Source organism: Kitasatospora sp. NPDC096140 (assembly GCF_040303045.1).
Taxonomy (GTDB): domain Bacteria; phylum Actinomycetota; class Actinomycetes; order Streptomycetales; family Streptomycetaceae; genus Kitasatospora.
The window spans coordinates 127,485-147,882 of record NZ_JBEOUW010000006.1; the positions used below are offsets into that span (position 1 = coordinate 127,485).

The 20,398-nt window shown below is 74.4% G+C and carries 15 protein-coding genes; 1 reads left to right on the forward strand and 14 read right to left on the reverse strand.

The features are described from left to right. Nucleotides 1-66: 66 nt before the first annotated feature. The 12 genes from ABT048_RS08055 to ABT048_RS08110 form a co-directional block, all read right to left on the reverse strand. Nucleotides 67-1,404 carry a condensation domain-containing protein gene (locus tag ABT048_RS08055; RefSeq protein WP_350520468.1) on the reverse strand — a complete coding sequence of 446 codons (1,338 nt, stop codon included), beginning with the start codon at nucleotides 1,402-1,404 and terminating at the stop codon, nucleotides 67-69. A gap of 128 nt (nucleotides 1,405-1,532) precedes the next feature. After that, nucleotides 1,533-3,242, reverse strand: a complete 1,710-nt coding sequence (locus tag ABT048_RS08060) for a carbamoyltransferase C-terminal domain-containing protein (protein WP_350520469.1) — start codon at nucleotides 3,240-3,242, stop codon at nucleotides 1,533-1,535. Nucleotides 3,243-3,266: 24 nt separating this feature from the next. Further along, complete coding sequence (locus ABT048_RS08065) at nucleotides 3,267-4,061, reverse strand: glycosyltransferase (protein WP_350520470.1); 795 nt, start codon at nucleotides 4,059-4,061, stop codon at nucleotides 3,267-3,269. Further along, entirely contained in the window at nucleotides 4,058-5,056 is a 999-nt protein-coding gene (locus ABT048_RS08070; protein WP_350520471.1) for a ribonucleotide-diphosphate reductase subunit beta, read from the reverse strand. Before ABT048_RS08070 ends, ABT048_RS08065 begins: the two co-directional genes overlap by 4 nt. Further along, nucleotides 5,053-6,297: a beta-ketoacyl synthase N-terminal-like domain-containing protein gene (locus tag ABT048_RS08075; RefSeq protein WP_350520472.1), complete on the reverse strand. Its 1,245-nt coding sequence runs from the start codon at nucleotides 6,295-6,297 to the stop codon at nucleotides 5,053-5,055. Before ABT048_RS08075 ends, ABT048_RS08070 begins: the two co-directional genes overlap by 4 nt. Beyond that, entirely contained in the window at nucleotides 6,294-7,646 is a 1,353-nt protein-coding gene (locus tag ABT048_RS08080; protein WP_350520473.1) for a class I adenylate-forming enzyme family protein, read from the reverse strand. Before ABT048_RS08080 ends, ABT048_RS08075 begins: the two co-directional genes overlap by 4 nt. Next, nucleotides 7,646-9,394 (reverse strand): thiamine pyrophosphate-binding protein, encoded by a 1,749-nt coding sequence (locus ABT048_RS08085; RefSeq protein WP_350520474.1) that lies wholly within the window; start codon nucleotides 9,392-9,394, stop codon nucleotides 7,646-7,648. The genes ABT048_RS08080 and ABT048_RS08085 overlap by 1 nt, the downstream gene beginning before the upstream one ends. After that, the gene (locus ABT048_RS08090) at nucleotides 9,387-10,205 is read right to left on the reverse strand and encodes a hypothetical protein (RefSeq protein WP_350520475.1); all 819 of its coding nucleotides are present in this window, start codon (nucleotides 10,203-10,205) and stop codon (nucleotides 9,387-9,389) included. Before ABT048_RS08090 ends, ABT048_RS08085 begins: the two co-directional genes overlap by 8 nt. Then, the gene (locus ABT048_RS08095) at nucleotides 10,202-11,392 is read right to left on the reverse strand and encodes an aldehyde dehydrogenase family protein (protein WP_350520476.1); all 1,191 of its coding nucleotides are present in this window, start codon (nucleotides 11,390-11,392) and stop codon (nucleotides 10,202-10,204) included. Before ABT048_RS08095 ends, ABT048_RS08090 begins: the two co-directional genes overlap by 4 nt. Further along, the gene (locus tag ABT048_RS08100) at nucleotides 11,389-12,387 is read right to left on the reverse strand and encodes a UDP-glucuronic acid decarboxylase family protein (protein WP_350520477.1); all 999 of its coding nucleotides are present in this window, start codon (nucleotides 12,385-12,387) and stop codon (nucleotides 11,389-11,391) included. Before ABT048_RS08100 ends, ABT048_RS08095 begins: the two co-directional genes overlap by 4 nt. A 176-nt stretch (nucleotides 12,388-12,563) precedes the next feature. Beyond that, nucleotides 12,564-14,756 carry an HAD-IIIC family phosphatase gene (locus ABT048_RS08105; RefSeq protein ID WP_350520478.1) on the reverse strand — a complete coding sequence of 731 codons (2,193 nt, stop codon included), beginning with the start codon at nucleotides 14,754-14,756 and terminating at the stop codon, nucleotides 12,564-12,566. Then, on the reverse strand, nucleotides 14,753-15,997 hold the full coding sequence (locus ABT048_RS08110) for an MFS transporter (protein WP_350520479.1): 1,245 nt from the start codon (nucleotides 15,995-15,997) through the stop codon (nucleotides 14,753-14,755). Before ABT048_RS08110 ends, ABT048_RS08105 begins: the two co-directional genes overlap by 4 nt. A 516-nt stretch (nucleotides 15,998-16,513) precedes the next feature. Here ABT048_RS08110 and ABT048_RS08115 point away from each other — a divergent pair. Beyond that, complete coding sequence (locus ABT048_RS08115; protein ID WP_350520480.1) at nucleotides 16,514-17,785, forward strand: ATP-binding protein; 1,272 nt, start codon at nucleotides 16,514-16,516, stop codon at nucleotides 17,783-17,785. A 29-nt stretch (nucleotides 17,786-17,814) separates the two neighbouring features. Here ABT048_RS08115 and ABT048_RS08120 read toward each other — a convergent pair whose 3' ends face one another. Then, nucleotides 17,815-19,767 (reverse strand): zinc metalloprotease, encoded by a 1,953-nt coding sequence (locus ABT048_RS08120; protein ID WP_350520481.1) that lies wholly within the window; start codon nucleotides 19,765-19,767, stop codon nucleotides 17,815-17,817. Nucleotides 19,768-19,897: 130 nt separating this feature from the next. Then, entirely contained in the window at nucleotides 19,898-20,290 is a 393-nt protein-coding gene (locus ABT048_RS08125; protein WP_350520482.1) for a nuclear transport factor 2 family protein, read from the reverse strand. Nucleotides 20,291-20,398: the final 108 nt, after the last annotated feature.

Here is a 20,398-nt window from a genome sequence, read left to right on the forward strand (position 1 = left end):
GCCCCCGGCGCGCCGCGGGGCCGGGGGCCCCGGCGGCGGCGGGCGCGCCGGCGGGACCGGGCGGGATCAGGTCGGATCGGCCGCGGTGGCGACCAGGAGGGCCTCCAGGTCGTGGAGGAAGGCCGCGATCGTCGTGCGCCCGAAGTGGAGGGTGTCCGCGGTGAGCCGGAAGTCGATGGCGCCGTCGGCGTCCTCCAGGCAGAGGAAGAAGGCGTCGAACTGGCCGTCCGGCTGCTCGGGCCAGGAGAGTTCGCTGCTGTCGCGCAGGGCTTCCAGGTCTTCGGCGGGGACGGTGTCGGGGGCGGGTCGGTGGTCGTAGCGGCGGTCGTTGAAGCAGTAGCGGAAGGTCTCCTCCCGCTTCCTGCCGTGGTCCAGGAACATCCGGTCCAGGGCGATCGGATGGCCACCGCAGTGGGAGTAGGCGCGGACCGTCGACTTCCAGGTGCGGTCGAGCACCTCCAGGGGGCTCGCGTCGGCGAGGTCGAGCGCGAAGAAGGCCTCCTGGAACTGGTTGCCCACCATCCGGCGGGTCCGGCGGTTCAGGCGTCGCCTGGAGATCAGGGAGAGTGAGACGACCTCGGATCCGGCGAGCGGGCCGATGAGCCTGCAGACCGTGCCCAGGATCACCGTGGTCGTGCTCAGGCCGGTGCGGCGGGAGATCAGGCCCACGGCGTGGTACGCGGCCCGGGAGCGGAGCCTGCCGCCGAGGAACCTCGGCGACTCCGGTCCGTCCGGATTGTCGGGGAGCTTCTGCAGGTCGGCCGACCGCAGGAGGCCCGACGCGTAGGCGACGGTCCTCGCGGTGAGGTCGGCGGCCTCCGCGGTGGCCTCCCAGGCCGCCAACTCGGCCGGCTGCCAGGCGTCCTCGGGCAGTGGCGGCACGGCCTCCGGGCCTTCGGTGAGGTAGGCCGTGAACTCGTCCATGAGCGGGACCCAGCCGGCGCCGTCGATGGACATGTGCGAGATCACCAGCAGCATCGACCGGACGCCCCCGTCCGCCACCACCAGGCCGCAGCGGACCGGGAGTTCGTCGTGGTAGTCGAAGCTCTCCCGCATGAACTCGTCGACCAGGCGGTCGGTGGCGGCCGGGACCTCCTCGGCCGGGACGTCCACCCGTACGGCGGTCACCGCGCCGGTCCGCGGAGCGCGCTGCAGGAGGGTTCCGTCGGGGGCGGTCTCGAAGGTCGTCCGCAGGGACTCGTGGCGGGCGGTGAAGAAGGCCAGCGCCTGGACGCAGGTCTGCGGGTCGACCCCGTCGAGCTGCAGGACGGAGTGGTTGTTGAACGCCGCGTCGTGGGGGGCGGTCTTCCGGATGCAGAGCCAGAACTCCAGCTGCCCCCAGGTCGCCGGCGCCCGGACGGCCCGTTCGGCGGCGAATTCGGCGCTGAGGAGCGTTCTGTTCACGTGGTCTTCCTGTTCGACGTCGGTCGGGGAGGTCGGGGAGGTCGGGGAGGTCGGAGCGGGGCGGGCGGAGCGGTAGAGGCGGGCGGGGCGGTCGGGGCGATCGGCGGCCGAGGCCGTCGGAGCGGCGGTCAGCGGCGGTAGGGCTTGCGGTAGACGGAGTCCTCCAGGATCAGGAAGTCGAGGTCCATCGCCCGGAACGCGCGGAGCGCGTCGTCCGCGCTGTCGACGATGGGCTCGCCCTTGCCGTTGAACGAGGTGTTGAGCAGCACCGGCGGCGCACCCTGCCGGTCCAGCTCGTCCAGCAGCGCCCCGACCACGGGCGCCTCGTCACCGGCGAGCAGTTGGGGCCTGGTCGTGCCGTCCACGTGGACCACCCCGGCCGCCGTCGCGCGGCCCTCGGGCGTCACGGGGGCCGCGCCGAGCATGTAGCGGGAGAGGTGTCCGACGTCCCCCCAGAAGCGCGGGCCGTGGGCGGCCCGGGTGACTCCGGCGAACGGCCGCCACCGCTCCCGGTCCTTGATCCGGTTCACCCGGTCCGCGACACCCGCGTCCCGGGGCACGGCGAGGATGGAGCGGTGGCACAGCGCGCGCGGGCCGACCTCCGCCCGCCCCTCGGCGATCGCGCCCACCTGCCCGTCCAGCAGCAGGCCCGCGACCTGCTCGACCGACAGCTCCGCGCGGACCAGGCCGTACGCGGCCGGCGCGGGGCCGTGCGGCTCGCGCACCGGGCTGCCGAGGTACGGGTCGAGCGGTGCGGGGGCGGCCGTGGGCGGGCGCACGCTCCAGGCGGCGCCGAGCGCGACACCGGCGTCGTGCGGCACGGGCGGCACGAACACCGGCCCGGGCAGCAGGCCGTTGGTGGAGCAGTTGAGCGCCACGCCCCCGGCCAGGCACAGCTCCTCGACGCCCGCCGCCTTGCGGGCCAGCGCCGCCAGTGCGGTGACGCACTCCTCGACGGCCCGCTGGGCGGTGTAGGCGACCAGCACCGCGCGGGGGTCGTCGGCCAGCCGCTCCTCGGGGAGGTCCGGGCCGGTGGCGCCCGCGATCCGGGAGTACAGCCCGCGCCACGCGGCGACGGTCGTCTCGTACTCGGCGCGGATCTGCGCGGCGGTGGCCCGCTCGGAGCCCCCGAGCGGGCCGGAGCCCCCGAGCGCCCCGCCTGTCCCGAGCGCCCCGCCACCGCCGAGCGCCCCGCCGCCCCCGAGCGGGCCGGGGAGCGCCAGGCGGAACCCGTCGCCGTCGACCTCGGCCAGCGGGGCCGTGGACAGGCCCGCCGCCCGGCCGTACGCGGCCAGCCCCATGGTCTTGCCCGCGTTCAGGAACGAGAAGCCCAGCCAGGTGCTCGCCGCGTCGTACAGGTAGCCGAGGGACGCGCTGCGCGGCCAGGCCCGCTCCAGGCGCGGCGGGGCGTCGCGCGCGAAGGTCCACACGCTCGACGACTCGTTCTCCCCGTTGCCGTCGACGACCAGGACCGCGGCCCTCTCGTACGGCGACGCGTGGAACGCCGAGGTCGCGTGCGCCAGGTGGTGCGGCACCCGGACGACCTCCGGGAGCCGGTCGCCGAAGGCGAGTCCGACGATGTGCTCCAGGAACTCCCGGTCGTCCCGGAACCGTCCGGGGAAGAGCTGTTCGGCGTCCCAGCCGATCGCGACCACGTCCAGGTCGGCCGCGGTGATGCCGGCCCGGGCGAGGCAGGACTCGGCGGCCAGCCGGGGCTTGCGGTAGATCGAGTGGCGGCGCCTGCTGAGCCGTTCCTCCTCGCAGAAGGCGACGACCTCACCGGAGCCGTCGACCAGGCACGCCGCGGCGTCGTGCCAGCCGGTCGGGGGCGCGTTCACGCCGAGGATCCACATGGCTGCCCCCTAACCGGCGTCGCTCTGGAGGGCGTGGCTGTTGGAGAAGCCGCCCATCGTGTAGTTCACGGTCGCGCGTTCGGTGCAGACCACCTCGACGCCGGCGCGCGCGAGCTGCAGCGCGAAGACGAAGTCCTCCGTCCACTCCAGCTTCTGGCGGGCCGGCGAGAAGGTCTCGGGGAAGCCCGTCCCGGCGTGGAAGCGGCGGCGCACGAGGTACTCGCTGGTGTCGATCCGGGCCAGCACCGTCCCGCCGGAGGCGAACCTGTCCCGGACGACGTTCGAGCCGGGCGTGAAGACGCCGTGCTCGCACAGGTAGCGGTAGCTGATCGCGCGCCGCTCCGGGTCGGGGTCCGGGTGCCAGGGGTCCTCGCCGTCCGGGACGTAGGGCTGCCCCGCCGGGTCGACCAGCAGCCGCCAGCTGTGCGCCACCTCGACGTGCGGGTTGTCCGTCAACGCCCGGACCAGGCTGCTCAGGTGGTCGGGCGCGAAGGTGTTGTCGTCGTCGAGCTGGCCCACGAACTCCCCGGTGGCCAGGGCGATCCCGCGGTTGCGCAGCCGTCCGAGCCGGGCGGAGCGGTACTCGGGCGCGGCGGGCCTGGCGACGTTCTCGATCACGATGCCGGGCAGCACAGCCCGCAGCTGCGCCAGGTGGTCGGGGTCGCGCAGGTGGTCGGCGTCGTCCCCGACCACGATCTGCTCGACCGCGACCCCGGTCTGGGCGGCGACGGAGCGCACGGCCCGCAGCAGGGCATCGGGACGGTCGCGGGTCAGCGTGACGACGGAGACTTCGGGGAGGGTCATGGTGCGGTCCTTCGCATCGGGTGGGGGGTGGTCGCCTGCGGGCCGGGTGCGCGCAGGAGGGAGATCGCCCGGTCGGTGGCCCGGAGCACCCGGGCCACGGCGGCCCGGCTCATGCCGATCTGGCGCATCCGCAGGACCGCCTCGGTACGCAGGAGTTCCGCGACCGCGACGACCTGCGCGCGCTGCTCGGCCGGCATCGGCTCCTCGGCCTCGACGCAGACGGCGAGCGGCATCGCGGTGACGAGGACGTCGGTGATCGCCTCCTCGTGGCCGCGGCTCAGGCCCTCCCGCAGGGCCTGCATCCCGAAGGCCACGTGGCGGGACTCGTCGCGGGTCATCGCGACGAAGCCCGCCCGGATCCCCGGGAGGGTGCCGCCCGCCCGCAGCGAGCCCACGAGCGTCCGCTGCGCGTGCAGGGCGAGGATGCCCTCGGTCACCAGGTGGAAGACGGTGACGGCGCGCAGCCAGTCCTCGTAGCCGGGCATCGGCCGGGCGATCCGGCCGATCAGCTCGGCCTCCAGCGTGCTCAACTCCCTTTGAGCTGGTGAGAGTTGACTCCATCCCTCGGGGAGGGCCGCCTCCAGGTCGGCGGGCATGCCGAGCACGTCGACGGCGATCCGCCGGACGAGGTGGGTGTGCCGGGACTCGTCGGCGAGCTGGGTGCCGACGTACACCAGGGAGTCCTCGTCGGGGCAGCCGGTCAGGATCGGCCCGAGGAGTTCCAGGCCGGTGTACTCCCCGATCAGGAAGTTGACGATCAGCTTGTGCACCCGCTGCCGGACGGGGTCGGGCAGCCGCGACCAGTTCGCCGCGTCCCGCTCCAGCGCGATCTCGTCGGCGGCCCAGTGCTGGCGCTCCCAACTCCGGTACAGGGCGCGGCTGCTCGGGCGGGTGTCGATCACTGCGTCGGCGTGCCCGAGCACCGCGGGCAGCGGCAGGTCCGGCATCGTGCGCAGCTCGGCCTCGTCGAGCAGCATCGGACTCCAACGGGTCATGACCACTCCACCTCTCTCGATTCGTCCCCCGCGGGGTCGTGCCGCGCGTCGGGCTCCGGTCCGGCGGGCACCCTGCCGTCGGGCTCCGGTCCGGCGGGCACCCTGCCATTGGGCGCCGGGCCGCCGGGCACCCTGCTGACCACCAGGGAGGCGTAGTTGCCGTAGAACCCGAAGCCGTCGACCAGCACGTGCCGCGCCCGGTCGGTGCGCACCGGACCGACCGCCACGTGCATCCGCTCGGCGGCGATGGGCTCGGTCAGCCCCGGTGTGCCGGGGGCGATCCCGGTCTTCAGGAAGCCCACCGCCGCCGCGACGGCGGGCATGGTCGAGGCGTGCAGCAGGTGCCCGATCGCGCCCTTGTGCGAGCCGACCGGCACGCCGGACCAGCCCAGGCGGGCCGCGGTGACGTCGAGCGCGGCGAGCTCCGCGGCGTCGCCCTGCGGCGTCCCGGTGGCATGGGCGTGGACGTAGTCCACCTCCGTCGTCCCGGCCTGGTCGAGCGACTCGGCGACGCACGCGCCGATGGCCTCCGCCTGCGAGTCGGCCACGCTCCCGCCGCTGATCAGGCAGGCCGCGCCGGTCAGCGCGATCCCGGGGTCGATCCCCCTGGCCCGGGCGTGCGCGAAGGTCTCCAGGACCACCGCCCCGCCGCCCTCGCCCAGGGTCATGCCGTCCCGGCGCACGTCGAACGGCGCCGCGCCGCGCCCGCTCTGCGCTCGGACCAGATCCATGCTGGAGAAGTCGTACGGGTTGAGCGTGACCACCCCGACCACCAGGGCGACGTCGGCGCCGCCGGACAGCAGCCAGTCCCGGGCGAGCGCCAGGCCGAACGCGGAGGACGCGCAGGCGTGCGGCACCTGCACCACCGGGCCGGTCGCCGCGCCGGGCCGCGGGCTCTCGAAGTCCCGGGCGAAGGCGGTGGGGGAGGCGCTGACCGGGGTCTGCCCGGCGATCACGGTGAGCGCGCCGTCCGGGAGCCGGGGCAGCCGGGCCCGGCGCAGCGCCTGGGCGACGACCGTCTCGGTCAGCCGGCTCTTGAGCCCCCCGACGGGCGCGCCGCACACCGACCCGTCGATCTGCGCGGCGACGCGCTCGCGCGGGTCGCCGGCCCGGGCCGGATCGGCGAAGCGGGTCAGCGGGCCGATCGCGGACGCCCCGGCGAGGAGCCCCGCCCGGAAGGCGCCCGGCCCCACCCCGAACGGGGTGACGAGTCCCAGCCCGGTGAGGGCGACCCCGGTCACGACCCGGCTCCCAGCACGTCCGCGTACAGGGCGCGCAGCCCGCGCCGTTCCACCTTCCCCGAGGCGGTGCGCGGGAGTTCGGCCGCCAGGTGGACGGCCCGGGGCCGCAGTTGCGGCGGCAGCGCGCCGCGGCAGGCGGCCAGCACCCGCGCCCGGAGCGCCGCCCGGTCCGCGGCGCCGTCGGCGGGCTGGACGAACGCGTGGATCTCGTCCCCGCGTGCCCGCCCGGGCCGCCCGAGCACGACGGCCTCGGCGACGCCGGGGACGGTGCGGATGACGTCTTCGAGGATCGCGGGTGCGACCGTCTCGCCGTGCACGATGAGGACCTCCTTGATCCGGCCGGTGATGGTGAGGTGGCCGTCCGGCGACACGGCTCCGGTGTCCCCCGTGGGGAGCCAGCCGTCCTCGGTGAACGGCGCCGGGAGCAGCGCACCGGTGGCCGGGTCCACGTAACCGGTCATCAGGCTGGGGCTGTTGACCTGGACCTCGCGGTCCGGGCCGTGCACCCGCGCCCTCGTCCCGTCGAGGAGGCTGCCGACCGAACCGGGCCGGATCCGGCCGGGCACGTTGATCGCCACGTTCGGGCCGGCCTCGGTGAGCCCGTAGCCGTCGTGCAGCCCGACCCCGGTACGGCCGACGAACCGCTCGTGCAGACCGGGGGCGAGCACGTCGCCGCCGCAGCCGCGGATCCGCAGGCCCGCCAGGGCCGCCCGGGTCTCCGGGTGGGAGCCCGCGTCGGCCGCGAGGGCGCGGTACATGGACGGCACGCCGTCCATCGAGGTGATGCGGGCGTCCCTGATCCGCCGGATGATCCGGCGCACCTGGAACCCGCTCTCGACGTACAGGTGGGCGCCGGTGCTCCGGCACACCTGCAGCACGCTGTAGGCGTAGGAGTGGTGCAACGGCAGCGGCAGCAGGAGCCGGTCCCGGGCCGAGATCCCGAGGTGGGCCGCGGTCGCGTCGCCCTGGTACGCCAGCGCCTGCCGCGACAGGGCGACGGCCTTGGGGCGGCCGGAGGTGCCGGACGTCCACAGCACCGCGGCGGTGCGCTCGGGCAGCGGGCCGCCGGGGCGGTCGCGCGCGGCGCGCACCCGCGCCGTCGCGTCCACCACCGCCCAGGCCGGCTCCGCGTCCGTCGCGGCGTGGCCGCCCAGCAGCACCGGGGCGTCCAGGCGGTCGGCCGCCAGCATGGTGGCCACGGTCGTCACGGGATCACCCGTCGCGGGCATCACCGCCCGCCCGGCGCCCACGCCGTGGCCCGCAAGCTCCGCCGTCAGCCGGTCGGTGAGTTCCACCAGGTGGGCGCGCGGGACGTCGGCGCCGTCCACGGTCAGCGGGAAGAAGGTCATCACGGCCGCTCCGGGGAGTCGGGGACCGGGACGGGGGTCGAAGCGGAGGCCGAGTCGAGTGCCGAGCCGGAGGCCGAGTCGAGTGTCGAGCCGGGGGCCGGGTCGAAGATCCGGCGTACGGCGGTGGGCACGTCGCCGTCGTCGACCCTGATCGTCAGCAGGGCCATCCGTCCGTCGACGTTGAGCCGGCGGGCCTCGTCGAGGGCGGCGACCAGTTCGGCCGGCGTCGTCGGCCGAGCCGTCCACCCGCCGAGTGCGGCCACCGCCGCGGTGGCGTGGGAGGGCGCCGGGAACCGGGTGACCTCGGTGGGGGCGCCTTCGAGGTCGCGCAGGTAGCGCGGCCAGCCGAACCCCCGGTTGTCGAACACGAGCACGGTGAGGCCGCAGCCGTTCTCGGCGATCGTCGGCAGCGCGGCCAGGCTCATCTCGAAGGCGCCGTCGCCGCAGACCAGGACGGTCGGCCGCTCAGGCCGGGCCACCGCCGCCCCGAGGGCCGCGCCGAGGCCGAAGCCGACCATGGTCTGCTCGCCGGGTACGACCAGGGTGGTGCGGTCGCTGACCGTCAGGACCGGGTACTGGTAGCCCCAGATGTCGTGCAGGCCGTTCTCCTGCACCAGCGTCAGATCACGTCCGAAGACCTCGGTGAGGGCGCCGAACGCGTGCCGCGCGGTGAGGCGCTGCGGCTCGTCCGTCGGGGGTTCGTCCGTCGGGGGTTCGGCGGACCGGGGGACGGTCGGCTCGGCCACGGCCACCGGCCCCGCCGCCGCGACGAGTTCACCGAGCCGGCCGAGCGTGAGGGCGGCGTCGCCGAGCAGCGGCACCGCCGGTTCGACGACGGTCGAGAAGACCGCCGACTCGCAGTCCACGTGGACGAACCGCTTGTCGTCCAGGCGGGTCCAGCCCGTCCTGGCCGTCTCCTCCAAGCGGGAGCCGACCAGCAGCACCACGTCCGCGGCGTCCAGGATCCGCTGCGCCGACGGGCCGGCGTAGAGCCCGACGAGCCCGCGGGCCAGCGGGTGCTCCTCGTCGATCACCCCCCGGCCGGACGCCGTGGTGAACACGGGGGCGCCCAGCCGCTCCGCCAGCGCGCGCAGCGGCGCGCCCGCCCCCTTCGCCCCGCCGCCGGCGACCACCACCGGGGCGGTCGCCGCGCTCAGCAGCGCCGCGGCCCGCTCCAGCGACGCGTCGTCGGCGACCGAACGCACCCGCGCGACGGGCTCGCCGGTCGGCGCGTCGTCCACCGGCTCCGCGGCGAGCACCTCGGCGGCGACCTCCACCAGGACGACGCCCGGCGTCCCGTTGACCGACAGGTGGACCGCCCGCCGCAACGCCCAGCGCAGCTGCTCCGGGCTCTCCACGAGCACCGACCACTTGACCAGCGGGCCCGCCATGGCGGCCTGGTCGAGCTGCTGGAACCCGCCCCGGCCGAGCCCGGCGACCGGGATACGCGTCGTCACCACCACGACCGGACAGCACAGGGAGGAGGCTTCGAGCAGCCCGGTGAGCGCGTTGCTGAAGCTCGGCCCCGAGTCCACGGCGACGACGGCCGGACGGCCGGAGACCGTCGCATGGCCGATCGCGGCGCAGGCGGCGACCCGCTGGTCCCGCACCGGCAGGGCGGTCAGCCCCGGCCGGCGCCCGGCGGCGTCCAGCAGGCCGGGTTCGTCGGACGGCAGTCCCGTCACCAGGGCGCAGCCCGCGTCGGCCAGGACGGCGGCGACCGCGTCCCACTGGCTGCGGTCAGCCATGACCGGCCTCCTTCGTCATGAGGGTGGTTCGGGTGGTCCGGGTGGTTGGGGTGGTTCGGGTCGTTCGGTGGGGGACGGCGCCGAGCGCCGCCGGGGCACCGGCTGCGGTGGCGAACGCCGTCAGGGCGCTGTCCGGGGGTACCGCGTCCGGCGTGCAGGAGTCCGCCGCCCAGGGGTTCGGTGTCCAGGGGTCGGATGCCCAGGGGTCCGCGGCCCAGGGGTCCGCAGCCCAGAGGTCCGGCGCCCGGGAGTCCGGTGCGCAGGGGTCCGGCGCCCGGGAGGTCGCCCGGTCGGTCGGTGCCGCGGGGGGCGCCGCTGCGCCGCCCCACAGCCGGACCGCGACCGCCCAGTAGGCCCCGTGCTCGTCCCGGGGCAGGTCGCAGACGACGACCGAGGGCGCCCGACCCGCTCCGACCAGGGCGGTCGCCCAGCGCAGCGCCTGCCCGGCGGCGTCGTTCCGGCTGGTGACGAGGTGGCAGCGGCCCTGCCAGCCGGAGGCCGTCAGGAACGGCTGGAGCACGCCCGAGGGTTCGAGCCCGGTGGAGTCGGAGGGCCGCATCCGGTGCCCGGGGTCGTCGTGCCGGCCGGTGAAGCGGTCGGCCGAGGCCCGGGCGTACTCGGTCAGGGCCACGATGACGGGCACCGCGCTGTCGGCCGTGCCGTCGAACGCGCGGGTCAACGCGCAGGCCAGGGTCCGGGCGGCGGCCGGGTCGACGATGCCGAGCCGGACGGCCGCGGGCACCTCGAACGGGCCGGTCGCGCAGGCGTGGCCGGGAGCGGCGGTGTGCAGGGAGGTCGCGCGGAGGTTCATCGTCGGCCCGTTTCCGCGGACACCAGGAGCGGCCTCGTCTCGATGCGGCCCCCGCGCCGGACGCTGTTGGCCTGCCGGCCGTACCCGCCGAACGGCTGGTTCCCGTCCTCGATGTCGAAGGTCGTCCGCTCGTGGCAGGTCACCGAGGTCCCGATGCGCTCCCCGCGCAGCCCCGGCTCCCCGAAGACGGAGACGTACATGCCGCGGGCCAGCTCGGCGGGCGAGTTCAACCAGGCCTCGACCTGCTCGGCGCGGTCGTACTCCATGAGCACCAGGACCGGGGAGAACAGCTCGGGCGGGTGGAAGGCCTCCTGCCAGGGCAGGCGCAGCAGCGTCGGCTCGACGGCGCCCGTGGCGGGGTCGACGCGGCCGCCGCGCAGCACGTGTTCCCGGTGGGCGTCGAGGAACTCCGCGGCTCCGGCGACAGCGTCGGGGTACACCAGGGGGGCGACGACCACCTCCGGGTCCCGGCGGTCGCCGACCGGCAGTTCGGCCAGGGCGGTGCCGAGCCGGTCCGCGGCCTCCCGGGCGACCGACCGGTGCACGAAGACCAGGTCGGGGGCGAGGCAGTCCTGCCCGGAGTTGTACGTCCTGGCCTCCAGCACCGCGCGGCAGCCGCGATCGAGGTCGGCCCGCGGGCCGAGGACGATCGGGTTGGGGCCCGAGCCGAAGGCGAGCAGGGTCGTGCCGGGGCCCAGGGCGGAGCCCACGGCCTCGGCGTTGTCCGGCTGCCCGGTGAAGACCACCAGGTCCGACCGGGCGCATTCGCCGGTGAAGGCCCGCTGGGAGGCCCCGGTGAGCTCGACCCGGCCGGCGAGCCGCGCGAGGTGGGGGCGCAGGATCTCGTGAACGGCCGCGGCGGTGTCGCCGGTCCGGGCCGAGGGCCGGATGAGCACCTCGTCGGTGTAGAGGGACGGGACGATCCCGAAGAGGACGTAGGAGTAGAGGACGTTGTTGGACGGCAGGAACGTCGCCAGCCGGTTCAGCCGGCGGGGCGCGTACTGCTGGAGTTCCCACGCGGCGCCGGACAGCGCCCGCACCGATCGGAAGATCTCGTCCTCGGCGCTCTGCCGGACCGCGAGGTCCGTCAGCACGTCCGCCAGTTCGTGGCGGGCGCCGAGAAAGGCGTGGGTGAATGCGGCGACGTCGGCCGTGCGGGCCACGGTGGTCGCGGTGGTCGCGGTCAACGGAGTTCCCCTCCCCGAGGTGTCGTCGGCCGGCCGGGCGCCCCGGCCGGAACGGCCCGGGCCAGGGACTGTTCGACCCAGGAGACCGTCGCGGCCAGTCCTGTTCCGAGGTCCACCCCGGGCTGCCAGTCGAGTTCCGCCCGAGCCCGGGAGATGTCCGGCCGCCGGACGTACGGGTCGTCCTGGGGCCGGGGGACGAACGTGATCCCCGAGGCCGTCCCGGTGATCCGGCGGACGAGCTCGGCGAGTTCGAGGATCGTGGTCTCGACGGGGTTGCCGAGGTTGACCGGCCCGGTGGCGGTGCCGTGCACGGCCCGGACGAGTCCGTCGACCAGGTCGTCGACGTAGCAGAACGAGCGGGTCTGCCGGCCGTCCCCCGCGACGGTGAGCGGCTCGCCGCGCAGCGCCTGGTGGATGAAGTTGGGGATTACCCGGCCGTCGCCGGGGCGCATCCGGGGGCCGTAGGTGTTGAAGATCCGCACGATGCAGGTGTCGCCCCCGAGTGCCCGCCGGTATGCGGTGGTGGCGGCCTCGGCGAAACGTTTCGCCTCGTCGTAACACGACCGGGGGCCGACGGGGTTGACGTTCCCCCAGTAGGACTCCGGCTGCGGATGCTCCGCCGGGTCCCCGTACACCTCCGAGGTCGACGCGAGGACGAACCGGGCGTCCTTCCGCACGGCCAGCTCCAGGCCGTGGAAGGTGCCGAGCGATCCCGCCCGCAGCGTCTCCAGCGGGAGCCGCAGGTAGTCGGCGGGGGACGCGGGCGAGGCGAGGTGCAGGACGGCGTCGACCCGGCCGGAGATCTGCAGCGGGTGTGCGACGTCGGCCTCGACGAAGGTGAAGTTCGGGGCTCCCACCAGGTGTTCGACGTTGGCCGGGGAGCCGGTGGAGAGGTTGTCGACGCAGACCACCTCGTGCCGGTCACCGACCAGGCGGTCACACAGGTGGGAACCGAGGAAACCGGCACCGCCGAGCACGACGATACGTGTACGCATGATCCTCCTTGTCTCCAGTCCGGCCCGTGTGCCTCGGCGGCACCGGACCTGGCCGTTGCGGTGTTTGCTGTGCGTGCTGTTGCACGTGTTGCGTGTGTTGCCGTGTGGGCGCGTGGGGCCGCGCGTGTTGCCGTGGGTGTCGGCGGGACGGTGTCGCGGCGGCCGCCGTGCGCGGCCTACGGACGGACGAGCCGGTGCGGGAAGGCGTCCGTCCCCACCAGGTCGCCCTCCTCGACCAGGGCGAACCGCCCGTCGGGCCCCGGGCGCAGACCCACGCGCAGGAAGACGTCACCGGCCGCCGCGTTCCGCCCGGTCGGGACGAACCGGCCGCCGACCCCGGGGCGCGCGCGGCCCGAGCGGTGCAGGGCGGCGGCCAGGAACACCGGCCCGATGTCGAGCCCGATGACCCGGCAGCTCACCGCCAGGCAGGTGACGTCGTCACCGGTGAGGGCCAGCACACCGGTCAGCCCGTAGTCGGCGAAGCGGTCCCGCACCCGGCAGACGAACAGCGCGCCGTCCGGGCCGCCGAGCAGTGCCTCCAGCTCCCGCGCACCCGGCCGCCAGGCCGTCGTCGTGTACTGGTTGGTGCGGTTGAACAGCTCGGCCAGCCTGGGCAGGTCGGCCGCGACCGCCTCCCGCACCTCGACCTCCACGTCGAGCTCCCGGATGAACTCGACCGGGTCGGCGGCCTCGACGCTCCCGCGGGCGAGCATCGCCCGGGTGGTCTCCGACCGGTTCCGCGCCTCCGCGCCGGCCGGGGGACGGTCCAGCAGCGGCGAGTCGAGGAGCTGCCGGCGGAAGGTGTGCGGCTCGCCGTCGAGGATCCGGACGTCCGGCAGGGCGCGGGCCACCTCCCAGCGCTCCACCGGATTGTCGTCCAGGAACAGCAGCGCACCGGGGGCGAACCCGAGCTCCGCCGCGATGTCGGCGACGTTCGCCGACTTGCGGCTCCAGTTGATGCGGTGCGTGACGAAGTCGTCCGGGCCGAGCAGCATCGGGTGCTCCGCGGCCCGCCACGCGTCGAGGGTGTACCGCTCGGTGCCCTTGCTGCACGTCGCCAGCAGCAGCCCCCGCGACTTGAGCAGCCGCAGCGTCTGGTGCAGTCCGAAGTGGACCCAGCTGCTCGTCGAGTCGGAGTCCGTCCAGCCGAAGCCGTCGTCGGCCGCGATCCCGGGCCACAGCGTGCCGTCCAGGTCGGTCACCACGCACTTGATCTCGCCCTGCCGGGTCGCCGCCTCGTACAGGTCCAGGTACTCGGCCGCCAACACCCTTCCCAGCGCCGGGCGTTGGTTGGCGATCTCGATGCGCGGGTCCTGGTCCCCGCCGTGGTGCCCGAACGGCACCAGGTGGTCGTCGAACAGCGTCAGCGCGCCGTGCCGGGCGACGAGCCGTTCCTCGTCCAGGAGCAGCAGCCGGGGGTCGGCCCGCAGCAGCTCGTCCACATGGCCGTTGAGCTCGGCCAGCACCTCGCGGGTGTTGAGGTCGACCGCGTGCTCGAACCTGCCGTACGGGGACAGCGCCGACGGCGCGACGTTGTGCACGACGGCGAGGCCCGAGTCGGGAAGGCTCTCGGTCAGGGCGGTCACCCAGCGGGTGAACAGCTTCTTGATCCGGGTGAGCGCGACCCGGCGCTGGGCCGGATCCTGGGCCGGCGCGGCGTCCCACAGCCGGGTGAGGTGCGGGAAGATTCCCAACTGCAGGATCACCAGATCGGCTTCCACGCTGCGCAGCCGGGCCGTGCTGTCCGGCCAGACCGTCTCGAAGGAGATGTCGAGGCCGCGGGCGTATCCCTCGTGGAGGAGCTCGTCGCGCGCGAAGTCGAGCACGCAGCCGCCGAGGCCGACGACCCGCACGGGGCGGACGGCCCCGGAGTCCGTGCGCCCCAGCCGGGCCAGCGTCGGCGCGTCGAGCGGCCGTGCGCTCCAGAACGTCGACCGGTCGTACGGGCCCGCCTCGGGGAGGCCGTCCCGGAGGAAGAGCTCCCAGCGGCCGCGCTCGTCCTCGTCCGCGTCCACGACCAGGTGGCGGGAGCGCAGCAGCCGCAGCAGCCCGGCGCGCTCGTCGTCCCGGCCGAACTCGGCGCCGCCACGGGGATCGCCGGCCCGGACGCACGCGTCGCCGTTGCCGGGATCGCCGGCCCGGACGGACGCGTCGCCGTTGCCGGGATCGCCGGCCCGGACGGACGCGGTGCCGCTGCCGGGATCGCCGGCCCGGACGAACTCGTCGTCGGTGAACTCCCGGCCCGCGAAGGCGTGCAGCCGCTCCGCGACCGGCCCCGGCAGCGAGATCCGGGCGGCGCTGACCGCGTGGGAGACGACCGTGAGCCCGGCGAAGCGGCTGAAGGTCGCGTAGTTGCTGAGCCTGTTCACAGCGCCGCCCCCGCGGGGATCCGGTACCAGCGCGCGGTGAGCAGCACCGGGACGGCGATGAGGGCCGCGGCGCAGACCGCCGCGGCGGACCCGGACCAGGCGGCGACCGTCGCGCCCAGCCCGGCCCCGGCGAACCCGAAGGCCTCGGTGAGCGGGATCAGCGCCGCGTAGTAGTAGCCGGCGACCTCCTCGGGCACCCTGGTCTGCGCCTCGGCGAAGAACACCGTCGTCGCGATCGACTCCAGCACGCCGGCCGCGCACATCATCAGCAGGGCCAGGACCGTGGAGCCGGTGGCGGCCACCGCGATCCAGGCGACGGCTTCGAGGACGTTCCCGGCGACGTAGAGGGAGCCGTTGCGGAACCGGGTCAGGCGCCCTGCGAGCAGCCCGCCGACGACGCCGCCGAGCGCCATCGCCCCGGCGAGGTAGCCGTAGAAGCCGGGAACGTCGTGGAACTCCACCGCGCCGAGCTGGATCAGGGCGAACCGGCCGACCGACACCGCGCAGACGTAGGTGAAGGCGGTGAGGGTGAGGCCGCGCATGAAGCGGTCCTTGCCGATGGTGCGCAGCAGGCTCCGGGTGTTGTCGACGTACGCCTCGCGGGCGAGGGCGCGCCAGCCGGTGGGGCGCGCCGGGTCGCCCTCCGCTGCGGCGTCGCGGTCCGCCGCCGCGTCCGGTTGCGCGGCGGGGCCGGGCACGGCGTACATGAGGGCTCCGGCCAGCAGGCCGAGGAGGGCGGCGGCGAGGAACACGACGCGGACCTCGCCGAGGGCGAAGGCCAGGGCGACCAGCAGCGGGCCCAGGACGGAGGGGACCCGTTCTGCGGTCACGATCAGGCCGTTCCCGCGCAGTTCGTCGCCCTCCTCGATCACCGACGAGCGCAGCACCAGCCGGACCGGGCCCTCGATCATCGTGGCGATGCCGACGGCGACGCCCAGCACCTGCAACTGCCAGAGCGCGTCGGCGAACGGGATGACGGCGACCAGGACGGCGGAGCCCACCGCGCTCACGACGGCGAGCCGCCGCGGTTCGAACCGGTCGATCATGCTGCCCGCGATGGGCCCGAACAGGACGCTCGGCACCACCTGGAGCGCCAGTGTCAGGCCCACCGCCACGGAGAAGCCGTAGTCCTGGACCAGGAGCAACGGCAGTGCGATGGTGCACATCGCGGCGCCCAGGTCGACCAGGAACAGGCTGCCGACGAGTGCCGCGAGGCCCCGCGACCGTGGTTGTGCGGACACAGCGCCGCCGTTCATCGAACCCCTGCCTTCGTCTCGGCCCATTGCGATGGTGGCGAGCATGTCCCTATCTGAAATTTCAGTCAAGAACTTTCCGGGTATGGATCTCCGGGATCGGCCTCGACGGACCCTCAACTGACGAGATCGGCAGTACAGATGGGCCGGAACGACGAAAACCGAAGCTGCGACCCGCTGCCGCCATCGGATCGCTTGACGGCCTGACGTGAGCTCAGCAATGATCCATTCCAGCCGGGTTCGCCCTACGCTGCGGACATCTCCGTCCCGCAGCAGCATGGCTGACATGTCGTCAGAATCGGACGAAGCCGTGTCGTCGGGCGCGAACGGCCCGGTGGCGGGGTCCAGCGGGCTCGGGGGCGAGGTCCGCCGCGCTCGGGGGCAAGTCGCTGTCGCGTACGGTTCGTCCACGCCCCGTTGTCCTGAACGGCGCGTGCCGGGCCCGCCCCGGCGCGCCTAGGTTCACCGCCATCCGCACGACCGGCGACCTCAGGAGCGATCCACGTGAACTGGCTGATCCACGACTACCGCGAGGACGACCTGGCCGCCGTCGTCCATCTGATCGACAGCACCGCCGGGCTCGGGCAGGAGTCCGTGTTCTCGCTCGCCGAGTGCATCGCCGCGCTCACCGCGCGCCAGCCCGCGGTCGTCGCGGTGCACGACGGCGCGCCGATCGGGGCGGCGCTCGCGCAGGTCGCGGCGGCGGGCGAGCGGGCGTGGGTGATGCGCGTGGCGATCGCCCCGGCCTGGCGCGGGCGCGGCCTGGCCAGCGCGCTGCTGCGGGAACTGGAGCGCCGGCTGGTCGAGGCCCGCGTGCGGCGGATCGCCTACGTGCTGCCGGAGGAGGAACTGCTCGGCGAGGGGCTGCGCAACGCCGGGTACGAACGGCGGCCCGCCGCCGCGTACTTCGAGAAGACCGAGCCCGCCGCGGGGCCCGCTGCCGGCACCCTGGACGAACTCGGCGGGCGCGTGCTGAGCGGGGACCTGTGGGACCGTGTGGCCGGGATGACCGCCGAGAAGGAACTGATCGAGCGGAGGGTCGTCCTGCCGCTCGCGCAGCCCGAGCGCGCGGCCCGGCACGGCGTCCGGCCGCCGCGCGCGATCACCCTCTTCGGGCCGCCCGGCACCGGCAAGACGACCTTCGCCCGCGCCATCGCCTCCCGCCTCGGCTGGCCGTTCGTCGAGCTGCTGCCCTCCCGCCTCGCCGACGAGGGCAACCTCGCCGCCGCGCTGCGCAGCGCGTTCGCCCGGATCGGCGAGCTGGAGCGGGTGCTGGTCTTCATCGACGAGGTGGAGGAGATCGCCCCCGTACGCGGCGGGGCCGGTTCGGCGGGCGCGATGCACGGGGTGACCAACGAACTGCTCAAGCTGATCCCCGGCTTCCGCGAGCGGGACGGCCGGCTGCTGGTCTGCGCGACCAACTCCGTGCGCTCGCTCGACCCGGCGTTCCTGCGCACTGGCCGGTTCGACTACGTCATCCCGATCGGCACCCCGGACCCGGACGCCCGCGCCGCGATCTGGTCGCACCACGCCCTCGACACCGACCGCCTCGACGTGGACATCCCCGCCCTGGTGGCCGCGAGCGAGCGCTTCTCTCCCGCCGACATCGAACACGCCGCACGCCTGGCGGCCCAGACCGCCTTCGAGCGTGACGACGCCGTCCCGGGGGCGACCACCGCCGACCACCTCGCCGCGATCGGCGCCAGCCGCCCGACGGTCACGGCCGCCATGATCGAGGACTTCCACACCGACATCGGCACCCACGCCCGTCTGTGACCCCCGGCCGGGGGCCGGGCGGAGCCGGGTCAGTCCTGCGGCTCGGGACCGTCGGAGTGGGTCCGCGTGGGGTGGGCCCGAGTGGACGTGGGCATGGACGTGGACGTGGACGTGAACGTGGACGTGAACGGCCCGGCGGCCCAGGGCGGCGCCTGGCCGGGCGGGGCGATCGGCCCGTCCGGGATCCTCACCTCGGCCACGTCGTCCAGCGGGGCGACGGTCAGGGCGACGCCCTCGTCGTGGACGAGCGCGCCGAGCTCGTCCGCCGCCAGCCGGTAGGCCACCGCGTCGCCGACGGTGTGCTGGTAGCCGAGGACGTCGGTCAACTGCCTTGCCCGTTCGGCACGTTCGTCCCCGAGGTGCTGCCACAGGTCCGGCGGCAGCAGGACCTTGGACTTGGCGAACCGCTGCCCGATGTCCACGAAGTTCCGGATGCAGGCGTCGCGCTTGTCGTAGAGGTCCTGGGAGTAGCGGTACTCGTGGCCGCTGAACTCGATCCACGTCCGGTCGTCCGCCGCGCCGAACGACGTCGACACCGTCGCCGCGACGTCCAGCTGGTACGTCTCGTCGTCCGGCCGGTTGGTCAGGCGCAGGCGCGACCCGGCGGCGATGGGCTCGATCGCGTAGGACACGACGACCTTGCGCGCGGCCGCCTGCAGGTCGAGCCGGGGGTTCGCCACCTCCACCACCTCGGTGAAGGTGTGCTGCCCGGACGCTCCCGTGAGCGGCACACCATCGACGGTCCAGGTCACCGTCACGGGAACGCCGCCGGGCGGGTAGGTCGCTTCGAGGACGGCCTGCTGCCGCCGCGCCAGCTCGCGGTACTCCCAGGTGCCCTCGACGCACAGCTTCTGGCCCGGCCCCCAGGTGGTCGCGCCCGTGCTGCGCACCTCCTCGCCCACGGTGTCCGTGCGGTTGGTGAACCCGATCGACACCGGGGCGACTCTCCCCGGGCGCAGCCGGATCGTCACCGTGTGGTCCTCGGGGGACCGGCCGACCACCTCCATCCCGAAACCCGGGCCGTTGAAGACGCTGTCCCAGGACCCGAAGGCGACCGGCAGCCGACGCAGCCCCAGGTAGGTCGTCGCGAAGGTGCCGGGGTAGTGCGTGTCGCCGCTGCTGCCGCGGCCACGGGCGACGATCAGGGCGGGCGACCCCTGGCCCCGGTCCCAGTCGGCGTCCTCCCGGTACTCGATGACGTAGTTCGTCCCGTCGGCCGCCAGCACCTCCACCGCCTGCGGCGCCGTCCGGGGGACCCTGCCGAGCCAGTGCCTGCTGCGCAGGGTGAACTCGGCGGGGCCGGAGGCCGCGGCCAGGTTGTAGGTGTCGGCCTGGATCCAGCCGCGGCCCAGCGCCGTCGTCGCGTTCAGGCTCGGGCCGAGCGCCGAGTACTCGGGCCGGCCGTCGCGCGGGGCGGCCGGGAAGTAGGGGCCGCCGATGTTGCCGTAGGCCATCGCGCTCATGATGCAGTACGGGTGCGCGTAGCCCCCGTAGTCCTCCCCGGGGTCCTTGAACGCCGGGTCGCCGAACGAGTGGGACAGGCCCAGGGCGTGGCCCAACTCGTGTGCCAGGAAGTCGAACCGGTCGCCCACACTGATCACGATCCCGTGGTGCTTGCGGTGCCGGGAGGTGGCGCCGGTCGACCCGCCGTCGGCGGGATGGCCCTTCGGTAGGCCCAGCACCACGACGACCACGTCGAAGGACGAGAAGTCGATGTTCCGGTCGTCCTCCATGGCCCGGATCACCATGTCGACCGTCCTCGTCCGGCTGGACAGATCGGGCGCCGGATCCTCGAAGACGGCCCAGTCGAAGACCTCTCCGTCGAGCAGCATGTCGTTGTCGGTCTGCTTGAGCCAGTACGCCGCCTGCCCGTGCGTCGGGCTGAAGAGGTAGGAGACGTACCAGGGGGCGTCACCCGGCACGTTGATCGGCTGTCCGGCCGGGAACATGGCGAGCAGGACGGCGGTTCGGACGACGGGCACGATCGCTCTCCCTCGGCGCGGGAACGAGCGCAACTGTCGCACGGGCGGGGGCCATGGCTTCACACCGGAACCGTCCGGCGTGTTGCCGGGCCGGGCACCGGGCGTGGTGCCCGGCCGTTGTCGGGGTGGTTCAGCGGGCGCTGCCGAGGTTTCGGTCGCCGTCGGTGCCTTCGAGCATGAGGGTGGTCTCCTCTATGCGGCGGAAGCGGCCGTCGGGGGCGAACTCGCCGAAGAGGTAGACCTCCATGCGGACGGTGGTTCCGTCGGTCTTGACGACGGTCATGGTGTGGCGGTCGGCGTAGAGGTCGCCGGCGGTGAGTTCGTCGTGGACCTCGACGGAGCCGTCGGCGACGACGGTGCGCAGGTGGGCGATGTGGTCGAGGAACTCGGCGCGGTCGGCCCATTCGCCGTCGGTGCGCTGGCGGTAGTCGGGGGCGAAGTGGCGGTCGGCGGCTTCGTCGAGGTCGAGGCCGGGGGTGAGGAGGAGGTCGGTGAGGGCGGCGCGGACGTCGGTGTGGGTCACGGGGATTCCTTCGGTTGGGTGCGGGGGCGTCCCGCTGCGGATCGAACGAAGATGCGTGCCTGAAGCACGCTTATGACTGTAGCGGAAAAGCGTGCTCGGCGCACGCTA

Bases quoted from the DNA above. Each gene is read 5' to 3' on its own strand.
- ABT048_RS08065 (WP_350520470.1), bottom strand. From the start codon at position 4,061: ATGACCCTCCCCGAAGTCTCCGTCGTCACGCTGACCCGCGACCGTCCC.
- ABT048_RS08070 (WP_350520471.1), bottom strand. From the start codon at position 5,056: ATGACCCGTTGGAGTCCGATGCTGCTCGACGAGGCCGAGCTGCGCACG.
- ABT048_RS08080 (WP_350520473.1), bottom strand. From the start codon at position 7,646: ATGACCTTCTTCCCGCTGACCGTGGACGGCGCCGACGTCCCGCGCGCC.
- ABT048_RS08085 (WP_350520474.1), bottom strand. From the start codon at position 9,394: ATGGCTGACCGCAGCCAGTGGGACGCGGTCGCCGCCGTCCTGGCCGAC.
- ABT048_RS08090 (WP_350520475.1), bottom strand. From the start codon at position 10,205: ATGAACCTCCGCGCGACCTCCCTGCACACCGCCGCTCCCGGCCACGCC.
- ABT048_RS08100 (WP_350520477.1), bottom strand. From the start codon at position 12,387: ATGCGTACACGTATCGTCGTGCTCGGCGGTGCCGGTTTCCTCGGTTCC.